Source organism: Streptomyces viridochromogenes DSM 40736 (assembly GCF_000158955.1).
Taxonomy (GTDB): Bacteria; Actinomycetota; Actinomycetes; order Streptomycetales; family Streptomycetaceae; genus Streptomyces; species Streptomyces venetus.
This window is the reverse complement of record NZ_GG657757.1, coordinates 2,473,827-2,497,948: the sequence shown is the minus strand read 5'-3', so window position 1 is coordinate 2,497,948 and position 24,122 is coordinate 2,473,827. Positions and strand designations below refer to the sequence as shown.

The following is a 24,122-nucleotide window of genomic DNA, read 5'->3' as shown; positions in this document are numbered from 1 at the left end:
CACCCCTCCGCGTTTCCACCGTCGCACTCCTGACACCCCGCGACACCCGGCGGACCCGCCCGGGACGCCGTTCGGGTGGTACGGGTGGCGGGCTCCGGTGGCCGGTACGAGGCTGACTCGCATGACGATTCAGACCACGCGCCTCAGCGATCCGGTGGTCCGCGCCTTCGTGACCGCCGTGAACAACCACGACCGCGAGGGATTCATGGCGCTCCTCGCGCCGGGCGCGACCATGGCGGACGACGGCTCCGACCGCGACCTCGCCGACTGGGTCGACCGGGAGATCTTCTCGACCCACGGCCACATCGAGGTCGACAACGAGTCCAACGGCGGCCGTGCCCTGATCGCCCGCTACGCCAACGACACCTGGGGTGAGATGCGGACCCGCTGGAGCTTCACCGTGGACGACGACGGCAGGATCTCCCGCTTCGAGACCGGGCAGGCCTGACGCCCCAGGCCGAAGCGGCAGTCGTTCCACGCACCGGTGCGTACCCCGCGGTCCCACGCGGGGTCCACCCCCACCCGGTGCCGTGGAACGACTGCCGCCTCCCCCCCCCTGGATGTGGCCTGGATGTGGCAGGCGGAAGCTCTCTGCTCCAAGTGTGAAGCTTTGGTGTAGGAGAGTTGAGCATATGTGGCCGACCGGCCGCAATGGCGCGGATGTTCAAATTCCGCTTGTGCACGTTGACGAGTTGACGAACACGGGCGTGGCTCAGCCGCGCCCCACGTACGGCATCGCCGTCGCCAGCACGGTCGCGAACTGCACGTTCGCCTCCAGCGGCAGCTCCGCCATGTGCCGCACCGTGCGGGCCACGTCGGCGACGTCCATCACCGGCTCCGGGGCGACCTCCCCGTTCGCCTGCACGGCTCCCGTCTGCATACGGGCCGTCATGTCCGTCGCCGCGTTGCCGATGTCGATCTGCCCCACGGCGATCCCGTACGGCCGCCCGTCCAGCGACAGCGACTTGGTCAGGCCGGTCAGCGCGTGCTTGGTCGCGGTGTAGGCCACGGAGTGCGGGCGGGGCGTGTGCGCGGAGATCGAGCCGTTGTTGATGATCCGCCCGCCCCGCGGCTCCTGCTCCTTCATCTGCCGGTACGCGGCCTGCGCGCACAGGAACGCCCCGTTGAGGTTGGTGTCCACCACGTGCCGCCAGGCGTCGTAGGGCAGTTCCTCGACCGGCACGCCGCCGGGCCCGAACGTGCCCGCGTTGTTGAACAGCAGGTCCACCCGCCCGAACCGCTCGACGGTGGCGGCGAAGAGGGCGGACACGTCCTCGGGCCGTGAGACGTCCGTCCGCACGGTGAGAACCGCGTCCCCGGGGACCAGGGCCGCCGTCTCCTCCAGGGTCTCCACGCGCCGCCCCGCCAGCGCCACCGACCAGCCCGCGCGCAGCAGTTCCACCGCGACCGCCCGGCCGATGCCGGAACCCGCCCCGGTCACCACCGCGACTGCATTCTCCTTGGCATTCATGGGCCCGCAGCGTACGGGAGGGTCCGCCATGCGGAACTGATCCCTCCGTCACGTGACTGCTGTGTACGAGTCAGCCGGCTGTCGTCCCCGGCCACTCCCATGCCCCCTGCGGCCCTCACCACCACCGGCGCGGCCGCCGCGCTGGTTCCGCCGCGCCGCCCGGCGCGGCACCGCCACCGCCCACGCCGAGTTCCACCACACCGTCCACGTCGAGGCGGACCACCTGGACGCCGGCCGCGTCTACCACTACCGCTTCCGCGTGGGCAGTTGGGTCACGACGGCCGCGTCCTTGGTGACGGAGGTGGGGGAGCAGGGGCTCAAGCCGGCGCGAGCTCCGGCTCGCCCGTCTCGTCGGGGTAGCGGACGCCGACCTGGTTCCGGATCGCGTCCAGCGTCCGCATCACCGCGAGCGTGCCGTCGAGCGGGACGAGCGGGGACTCGGTCTCGCCGGCCCGCAGGGCGCGCATCACCTCGGCGGCCTCGTGGCGCAGGCTGCCCCGGGGCCCGTCCGCCGGGTCGGCCGTGAACTCCTCGGGGTCGCGGCCGTCCCGGTGCAGCACGAAGCGGTCCGGGAAGAAGAAGCCGTTCGGGATGTCGATACGGCCGTGCGCGCCGGTGACCGAGGCGGAGGTGGCCGTACCGCCCACGATGGAGCAGTGCACCGAACCGAGAACGCCGCTGTCCCAGGAGAGCAGGGCTCCCGTCTGGAGGTCGACGCCCTCCCCCGAGAGCACCGCTCGCGCCGCGACGTCCGACGGCTCCCCGAGCAGCAGGTGCGCGAACGACACCGGATACACGCCGAGATCGAGCAGCGCGCCCCCGCCCAGCGCCGGGTTCCGCAGCCGGTGCGACGGCGGGAACGGCCCGGCCAGTCCGAAGTCCGCCTGCACACTGCGCACCTCACCGATCGCGCCGTCGTCCACCAGCGACTTCAGCCGCCGCACCAGCGGATTGCAGTACATCCACATCGCCTCCATCAGGAAGCGCCCGTGTTCCCGCGCCAGCGCGACGAGTTCCTCCGCCTCGCGCACGTTCAGCGTGAACGGCTTCTCGCACAGCACGTTCCGCCCGGCCGCGAGACACAGACCGGCTGCGGTCCGGTGGGCCGTGTGCGGTGTGGCGACGTAGACGACATCGATGTCCTCGTCCCTGGCGAGCGCGTTCCAGTCGCCGTACGCCCGGGGTATCCCGAACCGCTCCGCGAACGCCTTCGCCGACTCCTGCGACCGGGAGGCCACCGCCACGACCTCCGCGTCGGGCAGGTCGATCAGATCCGCGGTGAACGCCGCCGCGATCCCTCCGGTCGCCAGGACCCCCCACCGCACCGTGTCCGCCGTCATTCCCGTCCGCCTTCACCTTGTGACCCCGAGCAGTCCGTACGAGCTGAGAGCATAGGTGCGATCGAATCGAACAGGGAGGGACTCATGCCCGAGGGTGGGGCGTCCATATCGAACACCACGCAGGGGGTCGCGGCCGGGACGGAGCGGCCCGTCCGCACACCGCACCGCACCGGGCTCCTCGTCACCTTTCTCCTCGGCGGCCTGACCGCCGTACCCCCGCTGGCGATGGACATGTACCTCCCGTCGCTGCCGGAGGTCACCCGCTCCCTGCACGCCCCCGCCGCGACCGTCCAGCTCACCCTCACCGCCTGCCTGGCCGGCATGGCCCTCGGCCAGCTCGTCGTCGGGCCGATGAGCGACCGCTGGGGCCGGCGCCGCCCGCTGCTCGCCGGGCTCGGTGTCTTCGTCGTCGCCACCGTCTTGTGCGCCCTCGCGCCCACCGTCGAACTCCTCGTCGCCTTCCGGCTGGCGCAGGGCCTCGCCGGTGCCGCCGCGATCGTCATCGCCCGGGCCGTCGTCCGCGACCTCTACGACGGCATGGCCATGGCGCGCTTCTTCTCCACCCTCATGCTGATCTCAGGCGCCGCCCCGATCGTCGCGCCGCTGATCGGCGGGCAGATCCTGCGCGTCACCGACTGGCGGGGCGTGTTCGTCGTCCTCACCTTCATCGGCCTCGCGATCGGGGCCCTGGCCTGGACGAAGCTGCCCGAGACGCTGCATCCCGCCGACCGCCACAGCGGCGGTGTCGGCGAGGCCCTGCGCGCGATGCGCGGCCTGCTCGCCGACCGCTCCTTCGCCGGCTACATGCTCACCGGCGGCTTCGCCTTCGCCGCGCTGTTCGCCTACATCTCCGCGTCCCCGTTCGTCATCCAGGAGATCTACGGCGCCTCCCCGCAGACGTTCAGCCTGCTGTTCGGCGTGAACTCGGTCGGTCTGGTCCTCGTCGGCCAGATCAACGGCAAGATCCTGGTCGGCCGGGTCAGCCTGGACCGGGTGCTGGGGATCGGCCTGACGATCGTCATCACCGCCGCGACCGCGCTGCTCCTGATGTCCACGGGCGTGTTCGGGGAGGTCGGTCTCGCGCCCGTGGCCGTCGCGCTGTTCGTCCTGATGTCCGCGATGGGCATCACCCTGCCCAACACCCAGGCCCTCGCCCTGATGCGCACCAAGCACAACGCCGGGTCCGCGTCCGCCCTGCTCGGCACGTCGTCGTTCCTCATCGGCGCGATCGCCTCCCCGCTCGTCGGCGTCGCCGGGGAGGACACCGCCGTCCCGATGGCCGTCGTCCAACTGGCCGCCGCACTGGTGGCACTGGCGTGCTTCATGGGTATGTGCCGACCGTGGCAGGCCCGCGCGAGCGTGGAGGGAGCGGACAGCTGAGCGCACCCAGACTGCGCGACGGCACACCGGAACGAGCCGGACTCGACCGGGCGGAGCTGCGTCACCTCGTCCGGGAGGTCCACGTCCTCACCACGGGCACACGCCCCTGGGCGCCGGGGGCGGTGCTGGTCGTGGGACGCGGCCCGGTGATCGCCGTCGAGGAGGCGGCGGGCTGGGCCGTGCGGTACGCGGCCTACGACGAGGACACCGACGCCGGTGTGGAACTGCCCGTCGAGGACCGCGTCCCGATGACCGTCGGCACACCCTTCGACCTGGCGTCCCTCACCAAACTGTTCACCTCCGTGGCCGCCGTCCAGCAACTGGAGCGCGGCACCCTGGGCATCGACGCGAAGGTGGGCGCCTACCTGCCCGACTTCACGGCCGCCGCCCGGCACGGCATCACCGTGCGGCACCTGCTCACGCACACCTCCGGACTGCGGCCCGAACTCCCGCTGTACGACTGTCCCGACGCCGCGGCGAGGCTGGCCATGCTCCAGTCGGAGCCTCCGGTCGGGGTCCCGGGCACGTACCGCTACTCCGACCTGAACATGCTCCTCCTCCAGCACGTCCTGGAACGCGTCACCGGCCGCACCCTCGACGTCCTCGTGCGCGACGGCATCACCCGGCCGCTCGGTATGACGGCGACGGAGTTCGGGCCGTGCCCCGGGGCGGCGGCGACGGAGGACCAGCGGCGGCCCTGGGCCAAGGCGGACCGGGGGATGCTGCGGGGCGAGGTGCACGACGAGAACGCGTGGGCGCTCGGAGGCGTGGCGGGCCACGCGGGTCTGTTCTCGACGGGACGGGACCTCGCGGTGTTCTGCCGCACCCTGCTCGCCGGCGGCTCCCACGGGCCCGCCCGCATCCTCGGACCGGACTTCGTCGAGCTGCTGTTCACCCCGCCCGGCCTCGGTTTCTCCCTGGACCAGCCGTGGTTCATGGGCGACCTCGCCGGTCGCGGCGCGGCGGGCCACACGGGCTTCACGGGCACGTCCCTCGTCCTCGACCCGGCGACGGACACGTTCCTGATCCTCCTGACGAACGCGGTCCATCCGCGCCGCCGCCGCCCGGACAGCGCGCCCAGGGCCGCGGCCGGGTCGAGGGTGGCCCGGGCGGTGCGGGGGAGGTGAGAGGGGAGGCGGGCGTGCTCTCACCCCCGGGTGGCGGGAGAGCGGTGCTCTCGCCTCCCCGGGACCCCTCGTAGAATCGCCGGGTGAACGCCCCCACGCACCCGGCCGAAACCCTCCGCGCCGCCCTCGCCGGCCTGCTCGACGGGCTCCCGCCCCGACAGGCCTCGCAGGCCGTCGAGCGGCTGATCGCCAACTACCGCGGGGCCACCCCGACCGACGCCCCCATCCTCCGCGACCGAGCGGACGTGGCCGCCTACGCCGCCTACCGGATGCCCGCGACCTTCGAGGCGGTCCGTTCGGCGCTCGCGGCGTTCGCGGCGGCCGTGCCCGAGTGGGTGCCCGGCGGGCATCTGGACGTCGGCGGCGGCACGGGGGCGGCCGCCTGGGCCGTGAGCGCCACCTGGGAGGGGGAGCGGCCCGTCACCGTGCTCGACTGGGCCGAGCCCGCGCTCGCCCTCGGACGGGAGATCGCCGCGGCCAAGCCGGCCCTGCGGGACGTCCGGTGGCAGCGCTCCCGGATCGGAGCGGCGCTCACCCTGGAGAGCACCGACCTCGTCACCGTCTCCTACGTCCTCAACGAGCTGACCGCCCCCGACCGCACCGCCCTCGTGGACGCCGCGGCGGACGCGGCTCAGGCTGTGGTGATCGTCGAACCCGGCACGCCCGACGGCTACGCCCGCGTGATCGAGGCCCGCGACCGGCTGATCAGCGCCGGCTTCCAGGTCGCCGCCCCCTGCCCGCACAGCGCCGCCTGTCCCATCGAGCCCGGCACGGACTGGTGCCACTTCTCCGCCCGGGTCAGCCGTTCCTCCCTGCACCGCCAGGTCAAGGGCGGCTCCCTTCCTTACGAGGACGAGAAGTTCAGCTACGTCGCCGCCACCCGGCTCCCCGTCACCCCGGCGCCCTCCCGTGTCGTCCGGCGCCCGCAGATCCGCAAGGGCCAGGTTCTCCTCGACCTGTGCGAGACCGACCCGTCCCTGCGCCGCGCCACCGTCACCAAGCGCCACGGCGATCTCTACAAGGCGGCACGGGACGCGGACTGGGGCGACGCCTGGCCACCGGCGCCCTGATCAGGAGCTCCTGGCAGGCACCTCCTGACCGGCCCAGCGGTGCAACGCGTCCTCCGCGGACGCCCGGTCGGCGGGGGACAGGTTCGCGATGTCGACACTGTGATTGCCGTCCGGGACCCACAGGGTCCGCGCGTCGCGGCCGCCGGGGTGGAAGTACTCGGCCACGGACGGGTCCTGAGTCCCGTTGACGAACAGCAGCCGGCTGCCGCGCCGGCGGACCCAGCGGTCGATGTCCGGCATGGCGTCCCGGTCGAAGACCATGGGGATGTCCCGGGGGACGAAGTTGCGCGCCGCGATGCCGCCGGAGTGGCGCAGCAGGTCCGCCAGATGGCCGGTGGGGACGTCGCCGTACCCCAGCTGGGTGCCGATCTGGTACCAGTACGGGACGTACCGCTGGGCCGCCTTGTCGGCGTACAGGGACAGCCCCGCCCAGTTGTCCAGCCACGTGTACAGCTCGTCGGTCGAGGCCTGCGGGCCGGGGATCGCGGCGATGTCGGGTGCGTCGGCCCGCTGCCAGAACATGAACAGCACCCGCAGCACGGCGATCTCGAACGCCTGGTCGGCGCTGCCGATGATGCGGAAGGTGTCGTTGTTCGCCACCGCCCAGGCCTCGTAGCGGGCGACCATCTCGGTCCGGCGCAGCAGCATCTGCCGCTGGGCGGACTTGACGGCCTCGCGGCCGGCGGGGGTGCCGACCGTCTCCAGGAAGCGCAGATAGGCGGAGTTCTCGCGGTCATCGACGTTGTTGGGGGCCGAGTAGGCCACCGTGCCGTCCACGTCGTGGGGGTGGAAGCGGCGGTGGTAGACGCTCACCATGCCGCCCTTGCTGCTGCCCGTGGAGATCCACGCGCCGCGGTAGAGCCTGCGGAAGAGGAGCACGACGCGGTGGTGGTCGTCGGCGGCCTGGCGGATCGTGAGATGGGCGTAGCCGGTCCCCGCGGGGCGTGATGCGCCGAAGTAGCGGTGTTCCACCTGGAGCTGGTTGGCGCCGAGCAGGACCGCCGGTTCCATCCGCCGTGGGGTGAGGACCGCGTGGTAGCCCGTCGAGAACAGCACCGTGGGCCGGTCGGCGCCGGTGTGGAGCAGGGTGAGGCGCTGCTCGAAGGTGCCGGCGGCGGGGTCGGTGTGGTCGACCGGCTGGCGCAGTCCCAGCACGAAGTGCCGGTACCCCGGTTCGGCGTCGTGCCGCTCCTCGATCAGCCGCAGACCGGGCAGTGCGCGCAGCGCGTCCGCGATGTCGCCGGTCCCCGGCCGGGTCCCTCCGGCCGCCGCCCGTGCGGGCAGGGCCGTCGTCGCGGCGAGACCCGCCGCCGAGACGGCCGTCGCCGCCGAGGTGAGCAGCCGTCGTCTCGTCCACACGCGCATGATGAGTCCTCCCGGGATCGTCCGTGGGGCGTCCGTCCTGGCCGCGGGGTCGCGACCGCTTCAGTACATCCGCCGGACGTCCCGGGAGGATCCCGCGCACGAGGGGACGGTCTCCCCCGTGCGGGGGAGGCTCATGACGACCGGTCGGTCGTACGGCCCTCCTGACGCTCCTGCTCCTGCTGCCGTTTCTCCTGGAGCTTGCGCAGCAGTTCGCGCTTCTGGGCCTGCGGATCGAGTCCGCCGCCGATCCGGCCGCCCCGGCCGCCGCCGCGCAGCTCCTTGCGGCCGAGGTTCCTGCGCGATCCGCCGACGCCCAGCATGTTTCCGGCTCCGCCTCGGGTCATCTCGGGTCCCTTCCCCCACACTCACTCGTGACGAGACGGTTCGTCTCGCGCCTGCCTCCACTGTCGGCGAGACGCGCCGTCTTGTCAACCTGATAAGTTCGAGCCATGGCAGCCCAGAAGTCCACCCAGCCCGCCAAGCCCGCCAGGCCCGCCCCCGACTCCACCCGGCGCAGCGAGAAGTCCCGCCGCGCCATCTACGACGCCGCCCTCGCCCTCGTCGTGGAGGTCGGCTACCCGAAGACCACCGTCGAGGGCATCGCCGCCCGCGCCGGCGTCGGGAAGCAGACGATCTACCGGTGGTGGTCGTCGAAGGCGGACGTGCTGATGGAGGCGTTCCTCGACCTGGGTGAACAGTCCGCGCGGGATGCGGGGCCGGTGCCGTACGTCTTCCCGGACACCGGGGACCTCGCCGCCGACGTCAAGGGCGTGCTGCGCGCCACCGTCGACCAGCTGCGCGACCCGCGCTTCGAGGCGCCGTCCCGCGCGCTGGCCGCCGAGGGGGTCGTCAACGAGCAGCTCGGGCGTGAGCTCGTGGCCAAGCTGATGCAGCCCTCACTCGACCTCTACATCGGCCGGCTGCGCGCCGCGCAGGACGCAGGCCAGGTGCGGCCCGAGATCGACCCGCGCATCGCCCTGGAGTTCTTCATCTCCCCCCTCGCCCAGCGCTGGCTCCAGCACACGGGCCCGATCTCCTACGAGTACACCGACACCCTCGTCGACTACGCCCTTCACGGCCTCGCGCCCCGCTGAGCGGCCCGCGCCAGCCGTCCCGGCGCGTCCGTGATGACCCCGTCGCAGCCCAGCGCCAGCACCCGGTTGCGCTGCGCGTCCGTCACCACGGTGTGCGCCCACACCCGCCGGATCCCCGACCGCACCGCCCGCGCCAGGTCCGCGTCGCGCGCCCGGTGGTCCACGTCCAGCAGGTCCACGTACGACCGCCAGCGCTCCGGGCGGTCCGTGCGCAGCTGCTGCGCCGAGCGCCACACCTGCGAGAGCAGCCCCAGGCGGTGGACGCGCCTGGCCACCTCGGGGTCGTTGGAGTTCACGAAGACCGAGCGGGTCAGCCCGCGGGCCCGGATCAGCCCGGCCAGCCGGGGCAGGCTCCGCGGGTCCTTCGCCTCCAGCATCAGCACGATCCGGCCGCCGAATCGATCCAGCACCTCGGCGACGGTCGGCGGCCGCTCCGACCGCCAGCTGCCGGGCAGCGCGTCCTTCGGGCGCAGCCGTACGCCCTGCCACTCCCGGGCGTCCAGGCGGCGCACCTCGCCGCCGAGGTAGGTGGTGCGGTTCAGGGTCTCGTCGTGGAACACCACCGGCGTGCCGTCGCGCAGCAGCCGCGTGTCGAAGTCCAGTACCTGTGCCGTACCGCGCTCGTAGGCGGCCATCAGCCCCGACATGCTGTTCTCGGGGACCTCGCGGGCGCCGCCGCGGTGGGCGACGTACGTGATCCGCGGGAGTGCCGCCACCGTCAGCGGGCCGGCGCCCCACTCCAGCGGGGCCAGGGCGCCACTCGCCGGTCCCGTGAAGGTCAGCGAGACCAGGGAAGCCGCGGAGGCCAGCCCCGTCAGCGCGATCCTTGTGAGCATGCCGACCACGGTAGGACGCCATGTCATATCAAAGCAGGCAATGACACCCCATCCGGGTATGGAGCATGCCTCGCCCCGGCGGCATATGCCTCGCCCCGCTGGCACGTGTCTCGCCCCTCCTGCCCGGGATGTGGGCACTGGCCCCCCGGTGCGCGGGAAGATGCGACCATAGGGCATGCTGTTCGGCACGACGGCGAGGCGAGGGGATAGATGAGCGCGGAGTTCGGCGGCCGGAGCGGCCTGCAGGGCAAACTCACCCAGTGGCTGCGCGCCGGACGCCGGCCGAAGGAGACCGCCGGGGACGGCGACCGTGAGGCCCTGCTGCTCGCCGCCGCCGACGCGGGACTGCCCCTCGCGCCCGCCGCGTACCCCTCCGGCTACCGCTGCTCCTGCGACCGGGTCGGCTGTCCCACCCCCGCCCGGCATCCGGTGTCCTTCGCCTGGCAGACGCAGTCCACCACCGACCGCGCCCAGATCGAGCGCTGGGCCCGCCATCAGCCGCAGACCAACTTCATCACCGCGACCGGCATGGTGCACGACGTCCTCGACGTGCCCCTGGATGCCGGTCGCGGTGCTTTGGAGCGGCTGCTCGCCGACGGTGTCGAGGTCGGGCCGGTCGCCGAGAGCGACGACGGGCGCCTGCTCTTCTTCACCCTCACCCGCGGTACGCCCGAGGACGAGGACGAGTGGTGGCCGTGCGAACTGGACTGCCACCCCGAGACCATGGACGAGCACCCCGGGCTGCGGTGGCACTGCCGCGGCTCCTACGTCCTGGTACCCCCGGCGCGGCTGCCCGGTGAGGACCAGACCGTGCACTGGGTACGGGGGCCGGAGCATCCGCTGCCGGATCCGCTGAGCCTGCTGGAGGCCCTGACGGAGGCCTGCGCCCGGTACGCCGGCGAGGAACCCGACCACATGGGTGCGGCCTGGCCCCTGCGGCACTGAGCCGGGCCGGCCCGGCCGCTACGAGCCTTTCGCCGACGTCATTCCCTGGATCCGGCCCAGGATCGTCACCTGCTGGTCGCCGCCGCCCTTCGGCGGGTCCAGCGCCACCTCGTTGGAGACGAACTCCATCGTGAGGGACTGCTTGATCTCACCGGTCGTGAGCGCGAGGACGTCCTTGTTGGGGGCCGGGACCGACGTGCCCGCGTAGGCGGTCTGCTTCTCGTAGTGCCGCGTGGTGAAGAACACCAGCGCCCCGCCGTCCGTCGTGCGCAGCGCCAGCGGTGCGTAGTCGCCGTTCGTCAGCGGCTCGTCGATGTACTGGGTGGCCATGCCCGGCTTCTTGGCGTTCTTCTCGCGCAGGGCACGCCACTGGCTGGTGTGGGAGCCGTCCGCGAAGGTGTCCCCGCCGCTCTTCAGGTACGTCGAGTAGTCCTGGCTCAGCGTCTTGGGGCCGGCGGCGAGGCCGGTCTCGTTCGCGGGGACCGACTCGGCCCAGCCGTCCGCGTCCTTCTTGAACTCCGGGACCTTGCCGGGGGCGACGAGGGTCAGGTACGCGACCTGGAAAGGGTCGTCCAAGCCGCTGCGGGTGAACACGAGCAGCCAGCGGGCGGTGCCGCCCTTGTTGCCGGCCGCGTCCACGAGGAACCAGCGGGGCCAGCCGGCCTTCTTGGGGATCGTGAACTTCGCGTCCGTCAGCTTCAGGGGTGTGTGGTTCGGGTTGCCGCCCGGGTTGTTGGCCTTCCCGGCCTTCAGGCGGGCCGAGTCGATGTCGGCGAGGGCGCCCGTGGTGTGGTCGGCGTCCAGGGAGCCGTCGTAGGCCTTGTCGGCCTCGTTGTACGCGGTCGTGAACTCCTGGAGGGCCTTGGCGGCTTCGCCGCGGGTGGTGGACGGGAGGATCTCCCGTTCGCCGTGCACGACGACACAGCCACTGGCCGTCAATGACATAGCGGTCATCGAGGCGGCTATGAGTGCACTCCGGGCGGGCCTGCGGAGCGTTCGAGGGTCGCGATCCCAGCTCATCGGCTTCCTTCACCTTCCCCTTTCCGGAGGCGAACCCTACCGGGTGGGGGTGCGTGGGTGGGGGGTGGGTCGGGGCCGCGCCGGGGGGTGTCCGTCCTCGGAACGGCGCGACCAAGTCACCTACCGGCTAACTGGAGTTATACGCGCCGCCCGCTGCGGGCGGACACCCCCCGACACGGCCCCTTACGTGGCACGCCCCCCAGCTGCGGGCAGTCGTGCCGCTTGGGGCGGCACGGGTGGGCGCAGCGGCACCCCGCAACGCCGGGCTGCGCACCCACCTGGCCTCAGCTGTCTTGGGTCGCCGCCGCTGTCGTCCGGCGCTGTCCGAGGCCTGCCGGCAGCAGGAACAGCAGCATGGTCGGGATCAAGTACAGCAACCACACCGTGACTTGGAGGACCGTCGGGTCGGGCTGGAAGTTGAAGACGCCCTTGAGGAGCGTGCCGTACCAGCTGTCCGGTGGGATCGTGCCGGAGATGTCGAAGGCCTTGTTCGTGAGGCCGGGCAGGAAGTCGGCCTCCTGGAGGTCGTGGAAGCCGTACGCCAGGACGCCCGCGGCCACGACCACGAGCATGCCGCCGGTCCACGTGAAGAACTTCGCCAGGTTGATGCGCAGCGCGCCCCGGTAGAACAGCCAGCCCAGCAGGATCGCCGTCAACAGGCCCAGGGCGACACCGGCCAGGGGGCGCGGCGTGCCGTCGCTCGCCGCGTGCACCGACGCCCACACGAACAGCGCGGTCTCCAGGCCCTCTCGGCCCACCGCGAGGAACGCCGTCGCGACCAGCGCCCCCGTGCCCATCGCCAGCGCCGCGTCCAGCCTGCCGTGCAGCTCCGACTTGAGGTGCCGGGCCGTGCGCCGCATCCAGAACACCATCCACGTCACCAGACCGACCGCGAGGATCGACAGCGAACCGCCGAGCGCCTCCTGGGCCTGGAACGTGAGCTCCTGGGAGCCGAACTCGAGCGCGCAGCCGAAGCCGAGGGCGAGGGCCACCGCGATGCCGATGCCGATCCAGATCGGCTTCAGCGCGTCCCTGCGGTCCGTCTTGACCAGGTACGCGATGAGGATGCAGACGACGAGGCTCGCCTCCAGGCCCTCGCGCAGGCCGATCAGGTAGTTGGAGAACATGCGGTCTACGCCTCCCCGGAGAACAGCGTCCGGCCCCACCAGTCGTCCTTGTCGCGGACGCCCGGCGGGATCGCGAACAGTGCCGAACCCACGTGCTGGATGTACTCGTTGAGCGCGTCCGTGGCCAGGTTGCGCTGGATCGGGATGAAACCCTCACGGACGTCCCGCTGGTAGGCCAGGAAGAACAGGCCGGCGTCCAGGCGGCCCAGTCCGTCCGTGCCGTCGGTGAAGGAGTAGCCGCGGCGCAGGATCGTCGCGCCGTGGTTGGCGTCGGGATGCGCGAGCCGGACGTGCGCGTCGGGCTTCATCGCCTTCAGGAACGGCTTGTCGCGCTCCTTCGCCTTGCCGACCGGCGCGCCCTCGCCCTTGTCGCGGCCGAAGATGTCCTCCTGCTCCTGGAGCGAGGTGCGGTCCCACGTCTCGATGTGCATGCGGATACGGCGGGCGACCAGGTAGGAGCCGCCCGCCATCCACCGCGGGCCGTCCTTCTCCGACACCCAGACGAACTTCTGGAGCCGGTCCGTCTCGGTGCCCGCGATGTTGCGGGTGCCGTCCTTGAAGCCCATCAGATTGCGTGGTGTCTGTGCCTCGGGCGTCGTCGACGACGTCTTCCCGAAGCCCAGCTGCGACCAGCGGATGACGACCTTGCCGAAGCCGACGCGGGCCAGGTTGCGGATGGCGTGCACGGCGACCTGCGGGTCGTCCGCGCAGGCCTGGACGCACAGGTCGCCGTCGCTGCGGGTCCTGTCCAGGGCGTCACCGGCGAACTTCGGCAGGTCGACCAGGGCGTCGGGGCGTCGGTCCGCGAGGTCGAACTTCTCGAACAGGGACGGGCCGAAGCCGATCGTGAGGGTCAGCCGGGAGGGCTTGAGGCCCAGGGCCTCGCCGGTGTCGTCCGGTGGCGCCTCGGGCAGGCCGCCGTAGGCGCCCTCGCCCACCGCGTGCCCGGCCGTCATCCGGCGGGCGGCCTGCGTCCAGTCCTTCAGCAGCTGGACGAACTCCTCCCGGTCGTCCGTCGTCACGTCGAACGCGGCGAAGTGCAGCCGGTCCTGGACCGGTGTCGCGATGCCCGCCTGGTGCGGTCCGTGGAAGGGCACGGCGGTTGAGGCGTCCGGCGGGGACTCGTCGTCCGGCCGGGCCATCGCCACCGCTCCGCCCGCCGCCGCGGCGCCGAGGGCCAGGCCCGCGCCGCCCCAGCCGAGCAGCGAACGCCGGGAGGGAGAGGAAGTGTCGTTGTCCGTCATTGCGCGTCCTTACTTCACGACGGCGGCGGCGAGCTTCGACAGGGGCTCCGCCAGCGCGTTGACCGCGTCCGAGAGCTCCTTGCGGTCGGCCTTGCCGACCTTGTCGTACGCGGTGAAGTCGTACGACGTCTTGTTCGGGCGGTACTTGTCGAGCAGGGCGTCCAGGGCGGCGAACTGCTTGTCCAGTTCGGTGGTGAGCGCCTTGTCGTTCTCCTGCGCGACCGGCTTCAGCAGCGCGTACGACTTCTGCGCGCCCTCGACGTTGGCCTTGAAGTCGACCAGGTCGGTGTGCGAGTAGCGCTCCTCCTCGCCGGTTACCTTGCCGGTGGCGACCTCGTCGAGGAGTTCCTTGGCGCCGTTGGCCATGGAGGTGGGGGTGATCTCGGCCGTGCCGACCCGCTCCTGCCAGTCCTTCAGGTCGGTGATCAGCCGGCCGGCGAGTTCCTTCTCGCGGTCGCCGATCTTCTTGTCCTGCCAGAGGGACTTCTCCAGCCGGTGCCAGCCGGTCCAGTCCTTGGCCGGGTCCTGGCCGTCCTCCAGGCCGTCCTCGCGGACGTCGACCTTCGGGTCGATGTCGCCGAAGGACTCGGCGACCGGCTCGGTGCGCTCCCAGCCGATGCGGGAGGGGGCGTAGGCCTTCTTCGCGGCCTCGATGTCGCCGTCCTTGACGGCCTTGGCGAAGGCCTCGGCCTTGGGCAGGGTCTCGTCGGCCTGCGCCTGGGCGTAGGCGCGGTAGGCCGCGACGGCCTTGTCCAGGCGCGGGTCGCGCTGGACGGCCTTGCCGCCGGTGGCCTTGACGGTCTGGCGGATGCCGTCGCCCTTCATGCCGGGCTTGCAGGCGATCTGGTAGTCACCGGCCTTCACCTCGGCGGTGACCCGCTGCCTGGTGCCGGGGCCTATGTTCTCCCGCTCGGCGACCACGCGGTCGTCGGGGAAGAGGACGTAGACCTCGGTGACCTTGGAGCCCTTGTTCTCTACGGCCAGCTCGACGTGCCCGGCCGGGAACTCCTTCCTCGACACCTCGCACTTGTCGTCGGTCGCCGTCACGTTGACGACGTGGTCGCCGTCCTTGGCGGCGCTCTTCTCGGTGCAGCCGGTGACGGCGGACAGAGCCGCCGCGGCGGCGATCACGACGAAGACGGGTCGGGCGGGTCGCATGCAGGCTCCAGAGACGGGAAGGTGAGGCTCACCTAAGCTACATAAGGATCACCTAACTGGCCAAAAAATGACCTCATGAAAGGGTCAAGGGAAGGTCAAGGGTCAGGTCGAAGGCCTCGACCGGCGGGGGGTCCGCCGAGGCACGACCGGCGTACCGGAGCGCGACCTGGTGCGCGCGTGCGCGGCGAGTCCAGCCTCGTGCACCACCGCGACCACCGTGTCACCGGCGTGCGCCCTTGACCGGCACACCATGACTTTCGGCCAGCCACCCGGGCGGTGCTTGAATGCCTCTGTGACTGACTACGACGTGCTGCGCGTCTTCTGCGGGCCGAACGGCGGATACGGCAACGAGCTCGGGGTCGTGCGCGAGGGTTCGGTGCTGCCCGAGGAGAGGGAGCGGCAGGCGTTCGCCGCGAAGCTCGGGTTCAGCGAGACCGTGTTCGTCGACGACCCCGAGCGGGGTGCGATCGACATCTACACGCCGACCCTGCGGCTGCCCTTCGCCGGGCACCCCTGCGTCGGCACGGCCTGGCTGCTCGACGTGCCCGAACTGGTCACACCCGCCGGAGTGGTCGGGGCCCGGCAGGACGGGGAGTTCTGCTGGATCGAGGCGCGGGCGGAGTGGGTCCCCGCGCGCACCCTGCGGCAGTACGGCAGCGCCGCCGAGGTCGACGACCTGGCCGTGCCGCCGCCGGGGGAGTGGGTGTACGCCTGGGCGTGGGAGGACGAGCCCGCCGGGCGGGTGCGCGCCCGGGCCTTCCCCGGACGCGACGACGGCATCGACGAGGACGAGGCGACCGGAGCTGCGGCCCTCCTGCTCACCGACCGGCTGGGCCGGGCCCTCAACATCACCCAGGGTGCGGGCTCCCAGATCCTGACGGCGCCGCAGCCCGGCGGATGGACCGAGGTCGGCGGCCGGGTCCACCTCGAACGCTGACCGGCCGCGAAGCCCCGGGGCCGCTCAGGCCGACAGCGGGAACTCCTCGCCCAGCGCCTCGAACACCGCGTTGTTCAGCGCGTACGCCCCCCTGCACTCGGCCACGACCCGCTGCCGCTCCAGCTCGTCGCCCGGTACCGCGTCCAGCAGCTCCCAGTAACTCCGCTTGAAGGCGGCCGGGTTGGGGATCCGTTCGAAGACGTAGAAGCGGACCCCGTCGCCCTTCACCGGGAAACCCCACGTCTTCTCGGCCGTGTCGCGGATGATCTGCCCGCCGGAGAGGTCGCCGAGGTAGCGGGTGTAGTGGTGGGCCACGTAACCGGCCGGCCAGGTGCGGGCGCACTCCGTGATCCGGCGCGCGTACTCCCGCGTGGCGGGCAGCGCGTTCATGCCCGACCGCCAGTCCGGGCCGCGCAGATACTCCAGGTCCTGCTCCAGCGAGGCCATGCGGAACAGCTCCGGGCGGACGAAGGGACCGGCCACCGGGTCCGCGGCCAGGCGCTCCGCACCGGACTCCAGCGCCCCGTACACGAACCACAGCTGCTCCGTGTAGCGCGCGAACGCGTCGACCCCCAGCCTGTGGCCCAGCAGGTCGCTGATGAACGTCGAGCCTCTGACCTCCTCGTGCTGCTCCCGGGAGGCGGTTCGGATGAGGGTCGAGAAGGATTCCACCATGAGCCCCACTTTCCCGACGCCGTGTCGGTAAAAACGCTACTCCTGTGATGCGGCGAGGGCATGCGAAGGCCCGCCCTCGGGAAGAGAGCGGGCCGCCGGAGGGTGTGTGGGGGCGCTACGGCAGCGTGAGGATCTCCGCACCCGTGTCGGTCACGACCAGCGTGTGCTCGAACTGAGCCGTCCGCCTGCGGTCCTTCGTCACGACCGTCCAGCCGTCGTCCCACATGTCGTACTCGTGCGTCCCGAGCGTCAGCATCGGCTCGATCGTGAACGTCATGCCGGGCTGGATGACGGTCGTGGCGTGCGGGCTGTCGTAGTGCGGGATGATCAGGCCCGAGTGGAACGACGAGTTGATGCCGTGGCCCGTGAAGTCCCGCACCACGCCGTAGCCGAAGCGCTTGGCGTACGACTCGATGACCCGTCCGATGATGTTGATCTGCCGGCCCGGCTTGACCGCCTTGATCGCGCGGGTGAGGGACTCCCGGGTCCGCTCCACCAGTAGCCGTGACTCCTCGTCGACCTCACCGACGAGGTAGGTGGCGTTGTTGTCGCCGTGCACACCGCCGATGTACGCCGTCACGTCGAGGTTGACGATGTCGCCGTCGCGCAGCACCGTCGAGTCCGGGATGCCGTGGCAGATGACCTCGTTGACCGACGTGCACAGCGACTTCGGGAAACCCCGGTAGCCGAGCGTCGAGGGGTAGGCGCCGTGGTCGCACATGTAGTCGTGCGCCACCTTGTCGAGCTCGTCCGTGGTCACCCCGGGGGCGATCAGCTTCGCGGCCTCCGCCATCGCCCGGGCGGCGATCCGGCCGGCGACGCGCATCGCCTCGATCGTCTCGGGCGTCTGCACCTCCGGACCGGTGTACGGCGTCGGCGCGGGCTTGCCGACGTACTCGGGGCGACGGATGTTTCCGGGCACGGGGCGGGTGGGGGACAGCTCCCCCGGTACGAGCAGTGACTGGCCAGACATGCCAGCGAGTCTAACCAGCGCCCATGGGGGAACATGTCGTTGGCGAGAGGAGCTGGTCATGGCCCTGTTCAAGAAGCGGACGGTCGGCAAGCCGGGCGAGTGGTACTACTGCCTGGAGCACAAGAAGGTCGAAGAGGGGCCGGAGTGCCCGGCCAAGGACCGCTTCGGCCCGTACGCGAGCCGCACCGAGGCCGAACACGCGATGGAGATCGCCCGCGAACGCAACGTCCAGTGGGAGAACGACCCCAAGTGGCACGACGCCCCCGCGGACGGCCGGAACGACGCGTAGGCACGTCCCCGCGGCTGCGTGCCGTTCACGCAGCCGCACCACCGGCGGAACCGGGCCCTACCAGCGTGCGGGCGGTGGGGCCGTCAGATGCTCCGCCAGTCTCGACACCCGGTCCCGGAAGCGGCGGCGGCCGCGCGGGGTCGGCAGGGCGTTCTCCCCGGCCGCCGCGCTGACCAGGTGCTGGACCGTGTCCAGGTCCAGCTCCGAGCCGTCCGGGACGGCCAGGCGCTCGTGGGCCATCGCCGTCAGCTCGCCCTCCCCGGGGCCGAGCGACAGCACCGTCGCTCCGGCGCGCCGGGCACCGGAAACCCGTTCGAGGAGGGGCGCGGCAGGCGCCTCGGGGGACACCACCAGCAGCGTCTCGCCCCGCCGGGCCGCCTCCAGCCGGCCGAGACCGACCGCCAGGTGCGCCGGATCCGAGGGGCGCGCGTCATGCCGTACCAGCGTGGGGGCCAGCTCCGGCGTGCCCGACCACGCGGCCTCGTCGACCAGGTGCGCCGCCAGGTGCCACGGCTCGAACTCCGGTGTGCCGACGAGCAGCAGCCCGCCGCCGTGCGACACCACCGACCCCCGCAGCGCCCCGGCGAACCGCCGCGTCGCCCCCAGCCACTGGGTCCCGGCGAGCACTTCCCGCAACAGCGCCACCCGTACCGCGTCCATGCGACCGCATCCTGCCCCGACCGGCCGCGACCGGCGTGGACTTCGATGCACATTCGCCCGGCCAGGGCAGTCGGACCGGTCACCTGTACCGCCGTCGAACGGCCGGCGGAACCGCCGGTGAACACGTCGGACGTAGAGTCGGGGCCATGACCTCTACCGACAGTGCTGCCACCGACACCGCCCAGAAGGCCCCCGCCAAGGACCCCTGGGACCTGCCCGACGTCTCCGGACTCGTCGTCGGAGTGCTCGGCGGGACCGGGCCGCAGGGCAAGGGCCTCGCCTACCGGCTCGCCCGGGCCGGCCAGAAGGTGATCATCGGCTCGCGGGCGGCCGAGCGGGCCGGGACCGCCGCCGAGGAACTCGGACACGGCGTCGAGGGCGCCGACAACGCCGAGACCGCGCGCCGCAGCGACATCGTGATCGTCGCCGTGCCGTGGGACGGCCACGGCAAGACCCTGGAGTCCCTGCGCGAGGAACTGGCGGGCAAGCTCGTCGTGGACTGCGTCAACCCGCTCGGCTTCGACAAGAAGGGCGCCTACGCGCTGAAGCCCGAGGAGGGCAGCGCCGCCGAGCAGGCCGCCGCCCTGCTGCCGGACTCCCGGGTCACGGCCGCCTTCCACCACCTGTCGGCCGTGCTGCTCCAGGACCCGGAGATCGACGAGATCGACACCGACGTGATGGTCCTGGGCGAGGTGCGGGCGGACGTCGAGATCGTCCAGGCGCTGGCCGGCCGCATCCCCGGCATGCGCGGGATCTTCGCCGGGCGGCTGCGCAATGCGCACCAGGTGGAGTCGCTGGTGGCGAACCTGATCTCCGTGAACCGCCGGTACAAGGCGCACGCCGGGCTGCGCGTCACCGACGTGTGAGCCGGTGAGTTGCATGGGGGACACTGGTGGTCGTAGCAGTGTCCCCCGACAGGAGTCGACCGAAATGCCCCGCCTCGCCGTTTATGCCCTGATCTTCTGCATTCTGTCCGTGGCCGCGGCCGTGGTCTCCTTCGTGCAGGGCAGCTGGCTGGGGATCGTCTGGGTGCTGCTCGCCGGTCTGTCGTCCAACATGACCTGGTACTACGTGAAGCGCGCCAAGGCACGGAAGTCGGTCACGGGCTGACCCGTCACGGGGCGGCCGAGCAGAACTCGTTCGAGCCCTGCCAGAAGCGGTACAGCTCCTGCCCGCAGTAGGTCTCGACATCGCTGATCCCGAGGGACTTCAGGATCGTGTCGATCACGTCGAAGAACACGCCGTTCACGGCCGGCAGCCACAGCAGCGCGAACACGAACAGCAGGCCGAACGGAGCGAAGGGCTCCACCTGGCGCCGGACGCCGTACGACAGCCAGGGCTCGATCACGCCGTAGCCGTCCAGGCCCGGCACCGGCAGGAAGTTCAGCAGCGCGGCCGTCACCTGGAGCAGGGCGAGGAACGCCAGCGCGAACCGGAAGTCCGTCGGCACGCCGTCCAGCGCGTCCAGCCAGAACGGCGCCGTGCACACGACCGCGAACAGCACGTTCGTCAGCGGACCCGCCGCGGAGATCAGACTGTGCCGCCAGCGCCCCTGGATCCGCCCCCGCTCGATGAACACCGCACCGCCGGGCAGCCCGATCCCGCCCATGATCACGAAGATCACCGGGAGCACGATGCTGAGCAGCGCGTGCGTGTACTTCAGCGGGTTGAGCGTGAGGTAGCCCTTCGCACCGACCGAGATGTCCCCGCTGTGCAGGGCGGTGCGGGCGTGCGCGTACTCGTGCAGGCACAGCGAGACGATCCACGCCGCCGTCACGAAGAGGAACACGGCGACCCCGGGCTGCTCCGCGAACCCGGTCCAGGTCGCCCATCCCGTGACCGCCGTCACGGCCAGGATCCCGAGGAAGACGGGACTGATCCGCCGCTCACTGTGGCGGCTGGTGGCGGTGGTCATCGGACTCCCTGCAGTCTCGAACACGCGATGGGACGGCCCGACCGTACCGGGCCCGAGGGGAAAACGTCTCGCGCGGGGCGGTCGGTTCCGGAGAGGGTGGGGGCATGGGGCTCTGGCACGTGTTCTACGCGGACTGGCAGATGGAGTGCTGCGGCACGCCGTTCTCGGTGGGGGACGAGGTGAGCTGGCCCCTGCTGCTCCTCGACGCGGACGAGATGTTCGGCGGCGGCTGGCACGACCAGCTCACCAAGGTCTCCGGGCCGGTCGAGGACGTGGGCGGCGTCCGGCTCGTGCGGGAGGAGACCGGCCTCACGGTGGCCCTGGGCGCGGACCCCGACGACGACGAGGACCGGCGGCCGCTGCCGGGGGACTGGACCCGGTCGGTCGGAATGCTGTCCGTCGAACGCCACGGTGCGCGATGGCCCCAGGTCGCGGGGCGGGTACGGGCCGTGCAGGTACTGACCCAGGCCTACGCCGAGAGCGCGCCGGGCTCGCGCTCCTGGGAGCCGGTCGCGGGGCGGCGCCGGCTGCGGACGGTGGAGCGGTGCCCGAAGTGGTTCACCGACGCCGACGCCGAGCGGGCCGACGGGCAGCGGCGGCGGTGGCGCAAGTCGGGGGTGGTGGTGACCCTGGAGGTGCCGGGCACGGACTCGTGGCTCTCGTACGCCGTCCGCGAGGCCCGGGGCATGCCCCAGCAGGACCCCGAGCCCGGCGCCGAGACGAAGGACCTCCCGGCGGCGGCCCTGACGGCCCTGCTGGAATCCCTGAGCACGGTCACGCCCCCACCGACCCCCACCGCCCGGCGCCGACACGGCCGCACCGAAGGCCACCGCCGGTGACCGCTCGCGGCGGACCCGGTGTTCCGTGACCGCCGCGCCGTCGGAACACCGTGACCCGTCCTCCAGCCAGCAGGGACAATGACCCCGTGCGCTACCGCATCCTCGGCACCACACAGGCGCTCCGCACCGACGGCACGGTCGTACCGGTGGGCGGGGCGCGGTTGCGTGCGCTGTTGACCGTGCTGGCCCTGCGGGCCGGTCGTACCGTGCCCGTGGGGCTGCTGGTCGAGGAGGTGTGGGGCGGCGATCCGCCCGCCGACGCATCGGGGGCGCTCCAGGCCCTGGTCGGGCGGCTGCGGCGGGTGCTCGGGGCGGACGCGGTCGCCTCCGCGGAGGGCGGGTACCGGCTCACGGCCGCACCCGACGACGTCGATCTGCACCGGTTCGAGCGGCTGGCCGGCGAAGGGGCGCGGGCCCTGGCCGACGGCGACCCCGCCAAGGCCGCCGTACTCCTCGACGACGCCCTCGCCCTGTGGCACGGACCGGCCCTCACCGACCTCCCCGACCGCGCCGCGGAGGCGGCCCGCTGGGACACCCGCCGCCTGGACGCGGAGCGGTGCCCGCCACGGTGCCGCCCTCGCCCTCGGTGAGGAACGGTCCCTGCCGGAGCTGACCGCCCTGTGCGACAGCCACCCCCTGGACGAACCCCTCCAGACCCTCCGGCTGCGCGCCCTGCGCGACGCCGGCCGCACGGCGGAGGCGCTGGACGCGTACGAGGACGTCCGGCGGCTGCTCGCCGACCGGCTCGGCACCGACCCCGGCCCGGAACTGCGCACCCTGCACGCGGAGTTGCTGAGCCTCGGAGAGGGTCCGGTGCCCGCGCGCGGCAGCGGGACATCGCAGCCCGTCGGAAATCTCCGCGCGCGGCTCACCTCCTTCATCGGCCGCGAGGCCGACATCGAGACCATCCGGGGCGATCTCACCACCGCCCGGCTCGTGACGCTGCTCGGACCCGGCGGGGCCGGGAAGACCCGGCTGTCGCAGGAGGCCGCCGAGACCGTGCGGCACGCCCTGCCGGGTGGCGTGTGGCTCGCCGAACTCGCCCCGGTCGACGACCCCGCCGCCGTACCGGAGGCCGTGCTCACCGCCGTCGGCGCCCGCGAGACCGTGCTCTACGGCGCCGGCGCCGAAGGCATCCGGGCCGCTGTCGCCGACCGGCTCGACGACCCCGTGGAGCGGCTCGCCGAGCACTGCTCCCGCCCCCGCATGCTGCTGATCCTCGACAACTGCGAGCACGTCGTCGACGCCGCCGCCCGGCTCACCGAGGAACTCCTGGCCCGCTGCCCCGGCCTGACCGTCCTCGCCACCAGCCGCGAACCCCTCGGCGTGCCGGGGGAGTTGCTGCGGCCCGTGGAGCCGCTGCCCGAGCCGGTCGCGCTGCGGCTGCTCGCCGACCGGGGGGCGGCGGCCCGGCCCGGCTTCCGCGTCGAGGACGACCCCGAGGCGTGCGCCGAGATCTGCCGGCGTCTCGACGGCCTGCCCCTGGCCATCGAACTGGCCGCCGCCCGGCTGCGGATGCTCACGCCCCGTCAGATCGCCGACCGGCTCGACGACCGCTTCCGCCTCCTCACCTCCGGCAGCCGTACCGTCCTGCCCCGCCAGCAGACCCTCAGAGCCGTCGTCGACTGGTCCTGGGACCTGCTCGACGAGGACGAACGGGACGTGCTGCGGCGGCTGTCGGTGTTCGCGGGCGGCTGCGACCTGCCCGCCGCCGAGGCCGTGTGCGGCCCGGGCGCTCTGGAGGCGCTCGGCTCCCTCGTCGACCGCTCCCTCGTCGTGGCCGCCCCGCCCGGCGAGCCGGCCGACGGCGAGATGCGCTACCGGCTGCTGGAGACCGTCGCCGAGTACGCCGCCGAACGGCTCGACGAGTCCGGGCAGCGCCCCGCCGCCGAGCGCGCCCACCTGACGTACTTCCGTGAACTCGCCCGCGTCACCGACCCGTTGCTGCGCGGCCCCGGCCAGCTCGCCGCCATCCACCGGCTGGAGCGGGAGTACGAGAACCTGCGCACCGCCCTGCGCCACGCCGTCGCCCTGCGCGACGAGCAGGAGGCGCTGTGCCTGGCGCTGTCCCTCGTCTGGTACTGGCAGATGCGCGACCTGCGCATCGAGGCCCGCAACTGGTGCCGCGAGGTCATGGCCCTCGGCCCCGACCCGTTCACCGAGCCCGTGCGCAGCGCCGCCCCGGTCTGGCAGCGCTGCACCGACGCCCCGCCCCCGATGACCGGCGAGGTCCTGTGGGAGGCCCGGCGCGGGATCCACCTGGCCCACCTCGCCTGTATGGACACCGAACTGGACGCCTGGCAGAACCCCCGGTCCCAGCGGAAGCTGCGGACCATCGCCCGGACCTACGAACCGGGCCTGCCGCAGAACTGCCGGCTCCCCGGCCTGCTCTGGTTCTTCGCCGTGATGCTGACCGGCGACATGGACCGGCTGCGCGTCATCATGGACGAGTCCATCCGCACCTGCCGGCAGGCCCCCGGCTTCGACTGGGAGCTGGCCTCCGGCCTCCAGATGCGGGCCAACTTCCTCGCCAACCGCACCGACTGGGCGGGCGACGCGGCCCGCGACGCCGACGAGTCGCTGGAGATCTACCGGCGCCTCGGCGACGACTGGGGCACCGCCGAGGCCCTCTCCGCCCGCGCCGAGGCCCACGAGCG

The 24,122-nt window shown here is 72.4% G+C and carries 24 protein-coding genes and 2 pseudogenes; 13 read left to right on the top strand and 13 right to left on the bottom strand.

The window, feature by feature from the left end:
* Window positions 1–121 precede the first annotated feature (121 nt).
* Window positions 122–448, top strand: coding sequence for a hypothetical protein (locus tag SSQG_RS10945; RefSeq protein WP_003989813.1), 327 nt, complete (start codon window positions 122–124; stop codon window positions 446–448).
* Between the two features lie 264 nt (window positions 449–712).
* Here the strand turns inward: SSQG_RS10945 and SSQG_RS10940 are convergent, their stop codons facing one another.
* Complete coding sequence (locus SSQG_RS10940; protein WP_039932371.1) at window positions 713–1,471, bottom strand: SDR family oxidoreductase; 759 nt, start codon at window positions 1,469–1,471, stop codon at window positions 713–715.
* A gap of 145 nt (window positions 1,472–1,616) precedes the next feature.
* Here SSQG_RS10940 and SSQG_RS38990 point away from each other — a divergent pair.
* Window positions 1,617–1,748 (top strand): annotated as a pseudogene (locus SSQG_RS38990) (PhoD-like phosphatase N-terminal domain-containing protein); the annotation flags it as partial.
* Between the two features lie 40 nt (window positions 1,749–1,788).
* On the opposite strand, the gene SSQG_RS10935 reads toward SSQG_RS38990, so the two are convergent.
* Window positions 1,789–2,811 carry a Gfo/Idh/MocA family protein gene (locus SSQG_RS10935; RefSeq protein ID WP_003989810.1) on the bottom strand — a complete coding sequence of 341 codons (1,023 nt, stop codon included), beginning with the start codon at window positions 2,809–2,811 and terminating at the stop codon, window positions 1,789–1,791.
* A gap of 84 nt (window positions 2,812–2,895) precedes the next feature.
* Here SSQG_RS10935 and SSQG_RS10930 point away from each other — a divergent pair, with 84 nt between their 5' ends.
* The 3 genes from SSQG_RS10930 (at window position 2,896) to SSQG_RS10920 (ending at window position 6,388) form a co-directional block, all read left to right on the top strand.
* Window positions 2,896–4,191: a multidrug effflux MFS transporter gene (locus tag SSQG_RS10930; protein ID WP_003989809.1), complete on the top strand. Its 1,296-nt coding sequence runs from the start codon at window positions 2,896–2,898 to the stop codon at window positions 4,189–4,191.
* Window positions 4,143–5,318 (top strand): serine hydrolase domain-containing protein, encoded by a 1,176-nt coding sequence (locus SSQG_RS10925; protein ID WP_039932369.1) that lies wholly within the window; start codon window positions 4,143–4,145, stop codon window positions 5,316–5,318. The genes SSQG_RS10930 and SSQG_RS10925 overlap by 49 nt, the downstream gene beginning before the upstream one ends.
* A gap of 83 nt (window positions 5,319–5,401) precedes the next feature.
* The gene (locus tag SSQG_RS10920; RefSeq protein ID WP_003989807.1) at window positions 5,402–6,388 is read left to right on the top strand and encodes a small ribosomal subunit Rsm22 family protein; all 987 of its coding nucleotides are present in this window, start codon (window positions 5,402–5,404) and stop codon (window positions 6,386–6,388) included.
* Here SSQG_RS10920 and SSQG_RS10915 read toward each other — a convergent pair whose 3' ends face one another.
* Entirely contained in the window at window positions 6,389–7,753 is a 1,365-nt protein-coding gene (locus SSQG_RS10915) for a S28 family serine protease (RefSeq protein WP_003989806.1), read from the bottom strand. It lies immediately after the preceding gene.
* Window positions 7,754–7,884: 131 nt separating this feature from the next.
* Window positions 7,885–8,097: a DUF6243 family protein gene (locus SSQG_RS10910; RefSeq protein ID WP_208865634.1), complete on the bottom strand. Its 213-nt coding sequence runs from the start codon at window positions 8,095–8,097 to the stop codon at window positions 7,885–7,887.
* A gap of 105 nt (window positions 8,098–8,202) precedes the next feature.
* Here SSQG_RS10910 and SSQG_RS10905 point away from each other — a divergent pair, with 105 nt between their 5' ends.
* Entirely contained in the window at window positions 8,203–8,847 is a 645-nt protein-coding gene (locus tag SSQG_RS10905; protein ID WP_003989804.1) for a TetR/AcrR family transcriptional regulator, read from the top strand.
* Here SSQG_RS10905 and SSQG_RS10900 read toward each other — a convergent pair.
* The gene (locus SSQG_RS10900) at window positions 8,826–9,683 is read right to left on the bottom strand and encodes a glycerophosphodiester phosphodiesterase (protein ID WP_039934947.1); all 858 of its coding nucleotides are present in this window, start codon (window positions 9,681–9,683) and stop codon (window positions 8,826–8,828) included. The genes SSQG_RS10905 and SSQG_RS10900 overlap by 22 nt on opposite strands.
* Before the next feature lie 210 nt (window positions 9,684–9,893).
* On the opposite strand from SSQG_RS10900, the gene SSQG_RS10895 reads away from it, so the two are divergent.
* Window positions 9,894–10,628: a bifunctional DNA primase/polymerase gene (locus SSQG_RS10895; protein ID WP_003989801.1), complete on the top strand. Its 735-nt coding sequence runs from the start codon at window positions 9,894–9,896 to the stop codon at window positions 10,626–10,628.
* 18 nt (window positions 10,629–10,646) lie between these two features.
* Here the strand turns inward: SSQG_RS10895 and SSQG_RS10890 are convergent, their stop codons facing one another.
* The 4 genes from SSQG_RS10890 to efeO form a co-directional block, all read right to left on the bottom strand.
* Entirely contained in the window at window positions 10,647–11,648 is a 1,002-nt protein-coding gene (locus SSQG_RS10890; RefSeq protein ID WP_078506835.1) for a hypothetical protein, read from the bottom strand.
* Window positions 11,649–11,932: 284 nt separating this feature from the next.
* Entirely contained in the window at window positions 11,933–12,775 is an 843-nt protein-coding gene (gene efeU, locus SSQG_RS10885) for an iron uptake transporter permease EfeU (protein WP_003989799.1), read from the bottom strand.
* A 5-nt stretch (window positions 12,776–12,780) separates the two neighbouring features.
* The gene (gene efeB / locus SSQG_RS10880) at window positions 12,781–14,019 is read right to left on the bottom strand and encodes an iron uptake transporter deferrochelatase/peroxidase subunit (RefSeq protein ID WP_003989798.1); all 1,239 of its coding nucleotides are present in this window, start codon (window positions 14,017–14,019) and stop codon (window positions 12,781–12,783) included.
* Window positions 14,020–14,028: 9 nt separating this feature from the next.
* The gene (efeO, locus tag SSQG_RS10875; RefSeq protein ID WP_003989797.1) at window positions 14,029–15,177 is read right to left on the bottom strand and encodes an iron uptake system protein EfeO; all 1,149 of its coding nucleotides are present in this window, start codon (window positions 15,175–15,177) and stop codon (window positions 14,029–14,031) included.
* 292 nt (window positions 15,178–15,469) lie between these two features.
* On the opposite strand from efeO, the gene SSQG_RS10870 reads away from it, so the two are divergent.
* Complete coding sequence (locus tag SSQG_RS10870; RefSeq protein WP_003989796.1) at window positions 15,470–16,114, top strand: PhzF family phenazine biosynthesis protein; 645 nt, start codon at window positions 15,470–15,472, stop codon at window positions 16,112–16,114.
* Window positions 16,115–16,138: 24 nt separating this feature from the next.
* On the opposite strand, the gene SSQG_RS10865 is transcribed toward SSQG_RS10870, so the two are convergent.
* Both SSQG_RS10865 and map read right to left on the bottom strand, forming a co-directional pair.
* Complete coding sequence (locus SSQG_RS10865) at window positions 16,139–16,786, bottom strand: heme oxygenase (biliverdin-producing) (RefSeq protein ID WP_039934945.1); 648 nt, start codon at window positions 16,784–16,786, stop codon at window positions 16,139–16,141.
* A 118-nt stretch (window positions 16,787–16,904) separates the two neighbouring features.
* Window positions 16,905–17,762 (bottom strand): type I methionyl aminopeptidase, encoded by an 858-nt coding sequence (map, locus tag SSQG_RS10860; protein WP_003989794.1) that lies wholly within the window; start codon window positions 17,760–17,762, stop codon window positions 16,905–16,907.
* Window positions 17,763–17,820: 58 nt separating this feature from the next.
* Here map and SSQG_RS10855 point away from each other — a divergent pair, with 58 nt between their 5' ends.
* A complete protein-coding gene (locus tag SSQG_RS10855; protein WP_003989793.1) occupies window positions 17,821–18,051 on the top strand; it encodes a hypothetical protein in 231 nt (76 codons plus the stop codon).
* Window positions 18,052–18,108: 57 nt separating this feature from the next.
* On the opposite strand, the gene SSQG_RS10850 is transcribed toward SSQG_RS10855, so the two are convergent.
* Complete coding sequence (locus SSQG_RS10850) at window positions 18,109–18,711, bottom strand: hypothetical protein (RefSeq protein WP_003989792.1); 603 nt, start codon at window positions 18,709–18,711, stop codon at window positions 18,109–18,111.
* Window positions 18,712–18,857: 146 nt separating this feature from the next.
* Here SSQG_RS10850 and npdG point away from each other — a divergent pair, with 146 nt between their 5' ends.
* Together npdG and SSQG_RS10840 are read left to right on the top strand one after the other, a co-directional pair.
* On the top strand, window positions 18,858–19,577 hold the full coding sequence (gene npdG, locus SSQG_RS10845; protein WP_003989791.1) for an NADPH-dependent F420 reductase: 720 nt from the start codon (window positions 18,858–18,860) through the stop codon (window positions 19,575–19,577).
* A 13-nt stretch (window positions 19,578–19,590) separates the two neighbouring features.
* Window positions 19,591–19,821 (top strand): hypothetical protein, encoded by a 231-nt coding sequence (locus tag SSQG_RS10840; RefSeq protein ID WP_167545783.1) that lies wholly within the window; start codon window positions 19,591–19,593, stop codon window positions 19,819–19,821.
* 4 nt (window positions 19,822–19,825) lie between these two features.
* On the opposite strand, the gene SSQG_RS10835 is transcribed toward SSQG_RS10840, so the two are convergent.
* Window positions 19,826–20,626 carry a site-2 protease family protein gene (locus SSQG_RS10835; protein ID WP_003989789.1) on the bottom strand — a complete coding sequence of 267 codons (801 nt, stop codon included), beginning with the start codon at window positions 20,624–20,626 and terminating at the stop codon, window positions 19,826–19,828.
* 104 nt (window positions 20,627–20,730) lie between these two features.
* Here SSQG_RS10835 and SSQG_RS10830 point away from each other — a divergent pair, with 104 nt between their 5' ends.
* Window positions 20,731–21,465: a DUF6578 domain-containing protein gene (locus SSQG_RS10830; RefSeq protein WP_003989788.1), complete on the top strand. Its 735-nt coding sequence runs from the start codon at window positions 20,731–20,733 to the stop codon at window positions 21,463–21,465.
* Between the two features lie 86 nt (window positions 21,466–21,551).
* Window positions 21,552–24,122: pseudogene (locus SSQG_RS10825) on the top strand (BTAD domain-containing putative transcriptional regulator); the annotation flags it as partial.

Coding starts and splice junctions, on each gene's coding strand:
- SSQG_RS10945 (WP_003989813.1), top strand. CDS start 122: ATGACGATTCAGACCACGCGCCTCAGCGATCCGGTGGTCCGCGCCTTC.
- SSQG_RS10940 (WP_039932371.1), bottom strand. CDS start 1,471: ATGAATGCCAAGGAGAATGCAGTCGCGGTGGTGACCGGGGCGGGTTCC.
- SSQG_RS10935 (WP_003989810.1), bottom strand. CDS start 2,811: ATGACGGCGGACACGGTGCGGTGGGGGGTCCTGGCGACCGGAGGGATC.
- SSQG_RS10930 (WP_003989809.1), top strand. CDS start 2,896: ATGCCCGAGGGTGGGGCGTCCATATCGAACACCACGCAGGGGGTCGCG.
- SSQG_RS10915 (WP_003989806.1), bottom strand. CDS start 7,753: ATGCGCGTGTGGACGAGACGACGGCTGCTCACCTCGGCGGCGACGGCC.
- SSQG_RS10910 (WP_208865634.1), bottom strand. CDS start 8,097: ATGACCCGAGGCGGAGCCGGAAACATGCTGGGCGTCGGCGGATCGCGC.
- SSQG_RS10905 (WP_003989804.1), top strand. CDS start 8,203: ATGGCAGCCCAGAAGTCCACCCAGCCCGCCAAGCCCGCCAGGCCCGCC.
- SSQG_RS10900 (WP_039934947.1), bottom strand. CDS start 9,683: ATGCTCACAAGGATCGCGCTGACGGGGCTGGCCTCCGCGGCTTCCCTG.
- SSQG_RS10895 (WP_003989801.1), top strand. CDS start 9,894: ATGAGCGCGGAGTTCGGCGGCCGGAGCGGCCTGCAGGGCAAACTCACC.
- SSQG_RS10890 (WP_078506835.1), bottom strand. CDS start 11,648: ATGAGCTGGGATCGCGACCCTCGAACGCTCCGCAGGCCCGCCCGGAGT.
- efeU (WP_003989799.1), bottom strand. CDS start 12,775: ATGTTCTCCAACTACCTGATCGGCCTGCGCGAGGGCCTGGAGGCGAGC.
- efeB (WP_003989798.1), bottom strand. CDS start 14,019: ATGACGGACAACGACACTTCCTCTCCCTCCCGGCGTTCGCTGCTCGGC.
- efeO (WP_003989797.1), bottom strand. CDS start 15,177: ATGCGACCCGCCCGACCCGTCTTCGTCGTGATCGCCGCCGCGGCGGCT.
- map (WP_003989794.1), bottom strand. CDS start 17,762: ATGTCTGGCCAGTCACTGCTCGTACCGGGGGAGCTGTCCCCCACCCGC.
- SSQG_RS10855 (WP_003989793.1), top strand. CDS start 17,821: ATGGCCCTGTTCAAGAAGCGGACGGTCGGCAAGCCGGGCGAGTGGTAC.
- SSQG_RS10850 (WP_003989792.1), bottom strand. CDS start 18,711: ATGGACGCGGTACGGGTGGCGCTGTTGCGGGAAGTGCTCGCCGGGACC.
- npdG (WP_003989791.1), top strand. CDS start 18,858: ATGACCTCTACCGACAGTGCTGCCACCGACACCGCCCAGAAGGCCCCC.
- SSQG_RS10840 (WP_167545783.1), top strand. CDS start 19,591: ATGGGGGACACTGGTGGTCGTAGCAGTGTCCCCCGACAGGAGTCGACC.
- SSQG_RS10835 (WP_003989789.1), bottom strand. CDS start 20,626: ATGACCACCGCCACCAGCCGCCACAGTGAGCGGCGGATCAGTCCCGTC.
- SSQG_RS10830 (WP_003989788.1), top strand. CDS start 20,731: ATGGGGCTCTGGCACGTGTTCTACGCGGACTGGCAGATGGAGTGCTGC.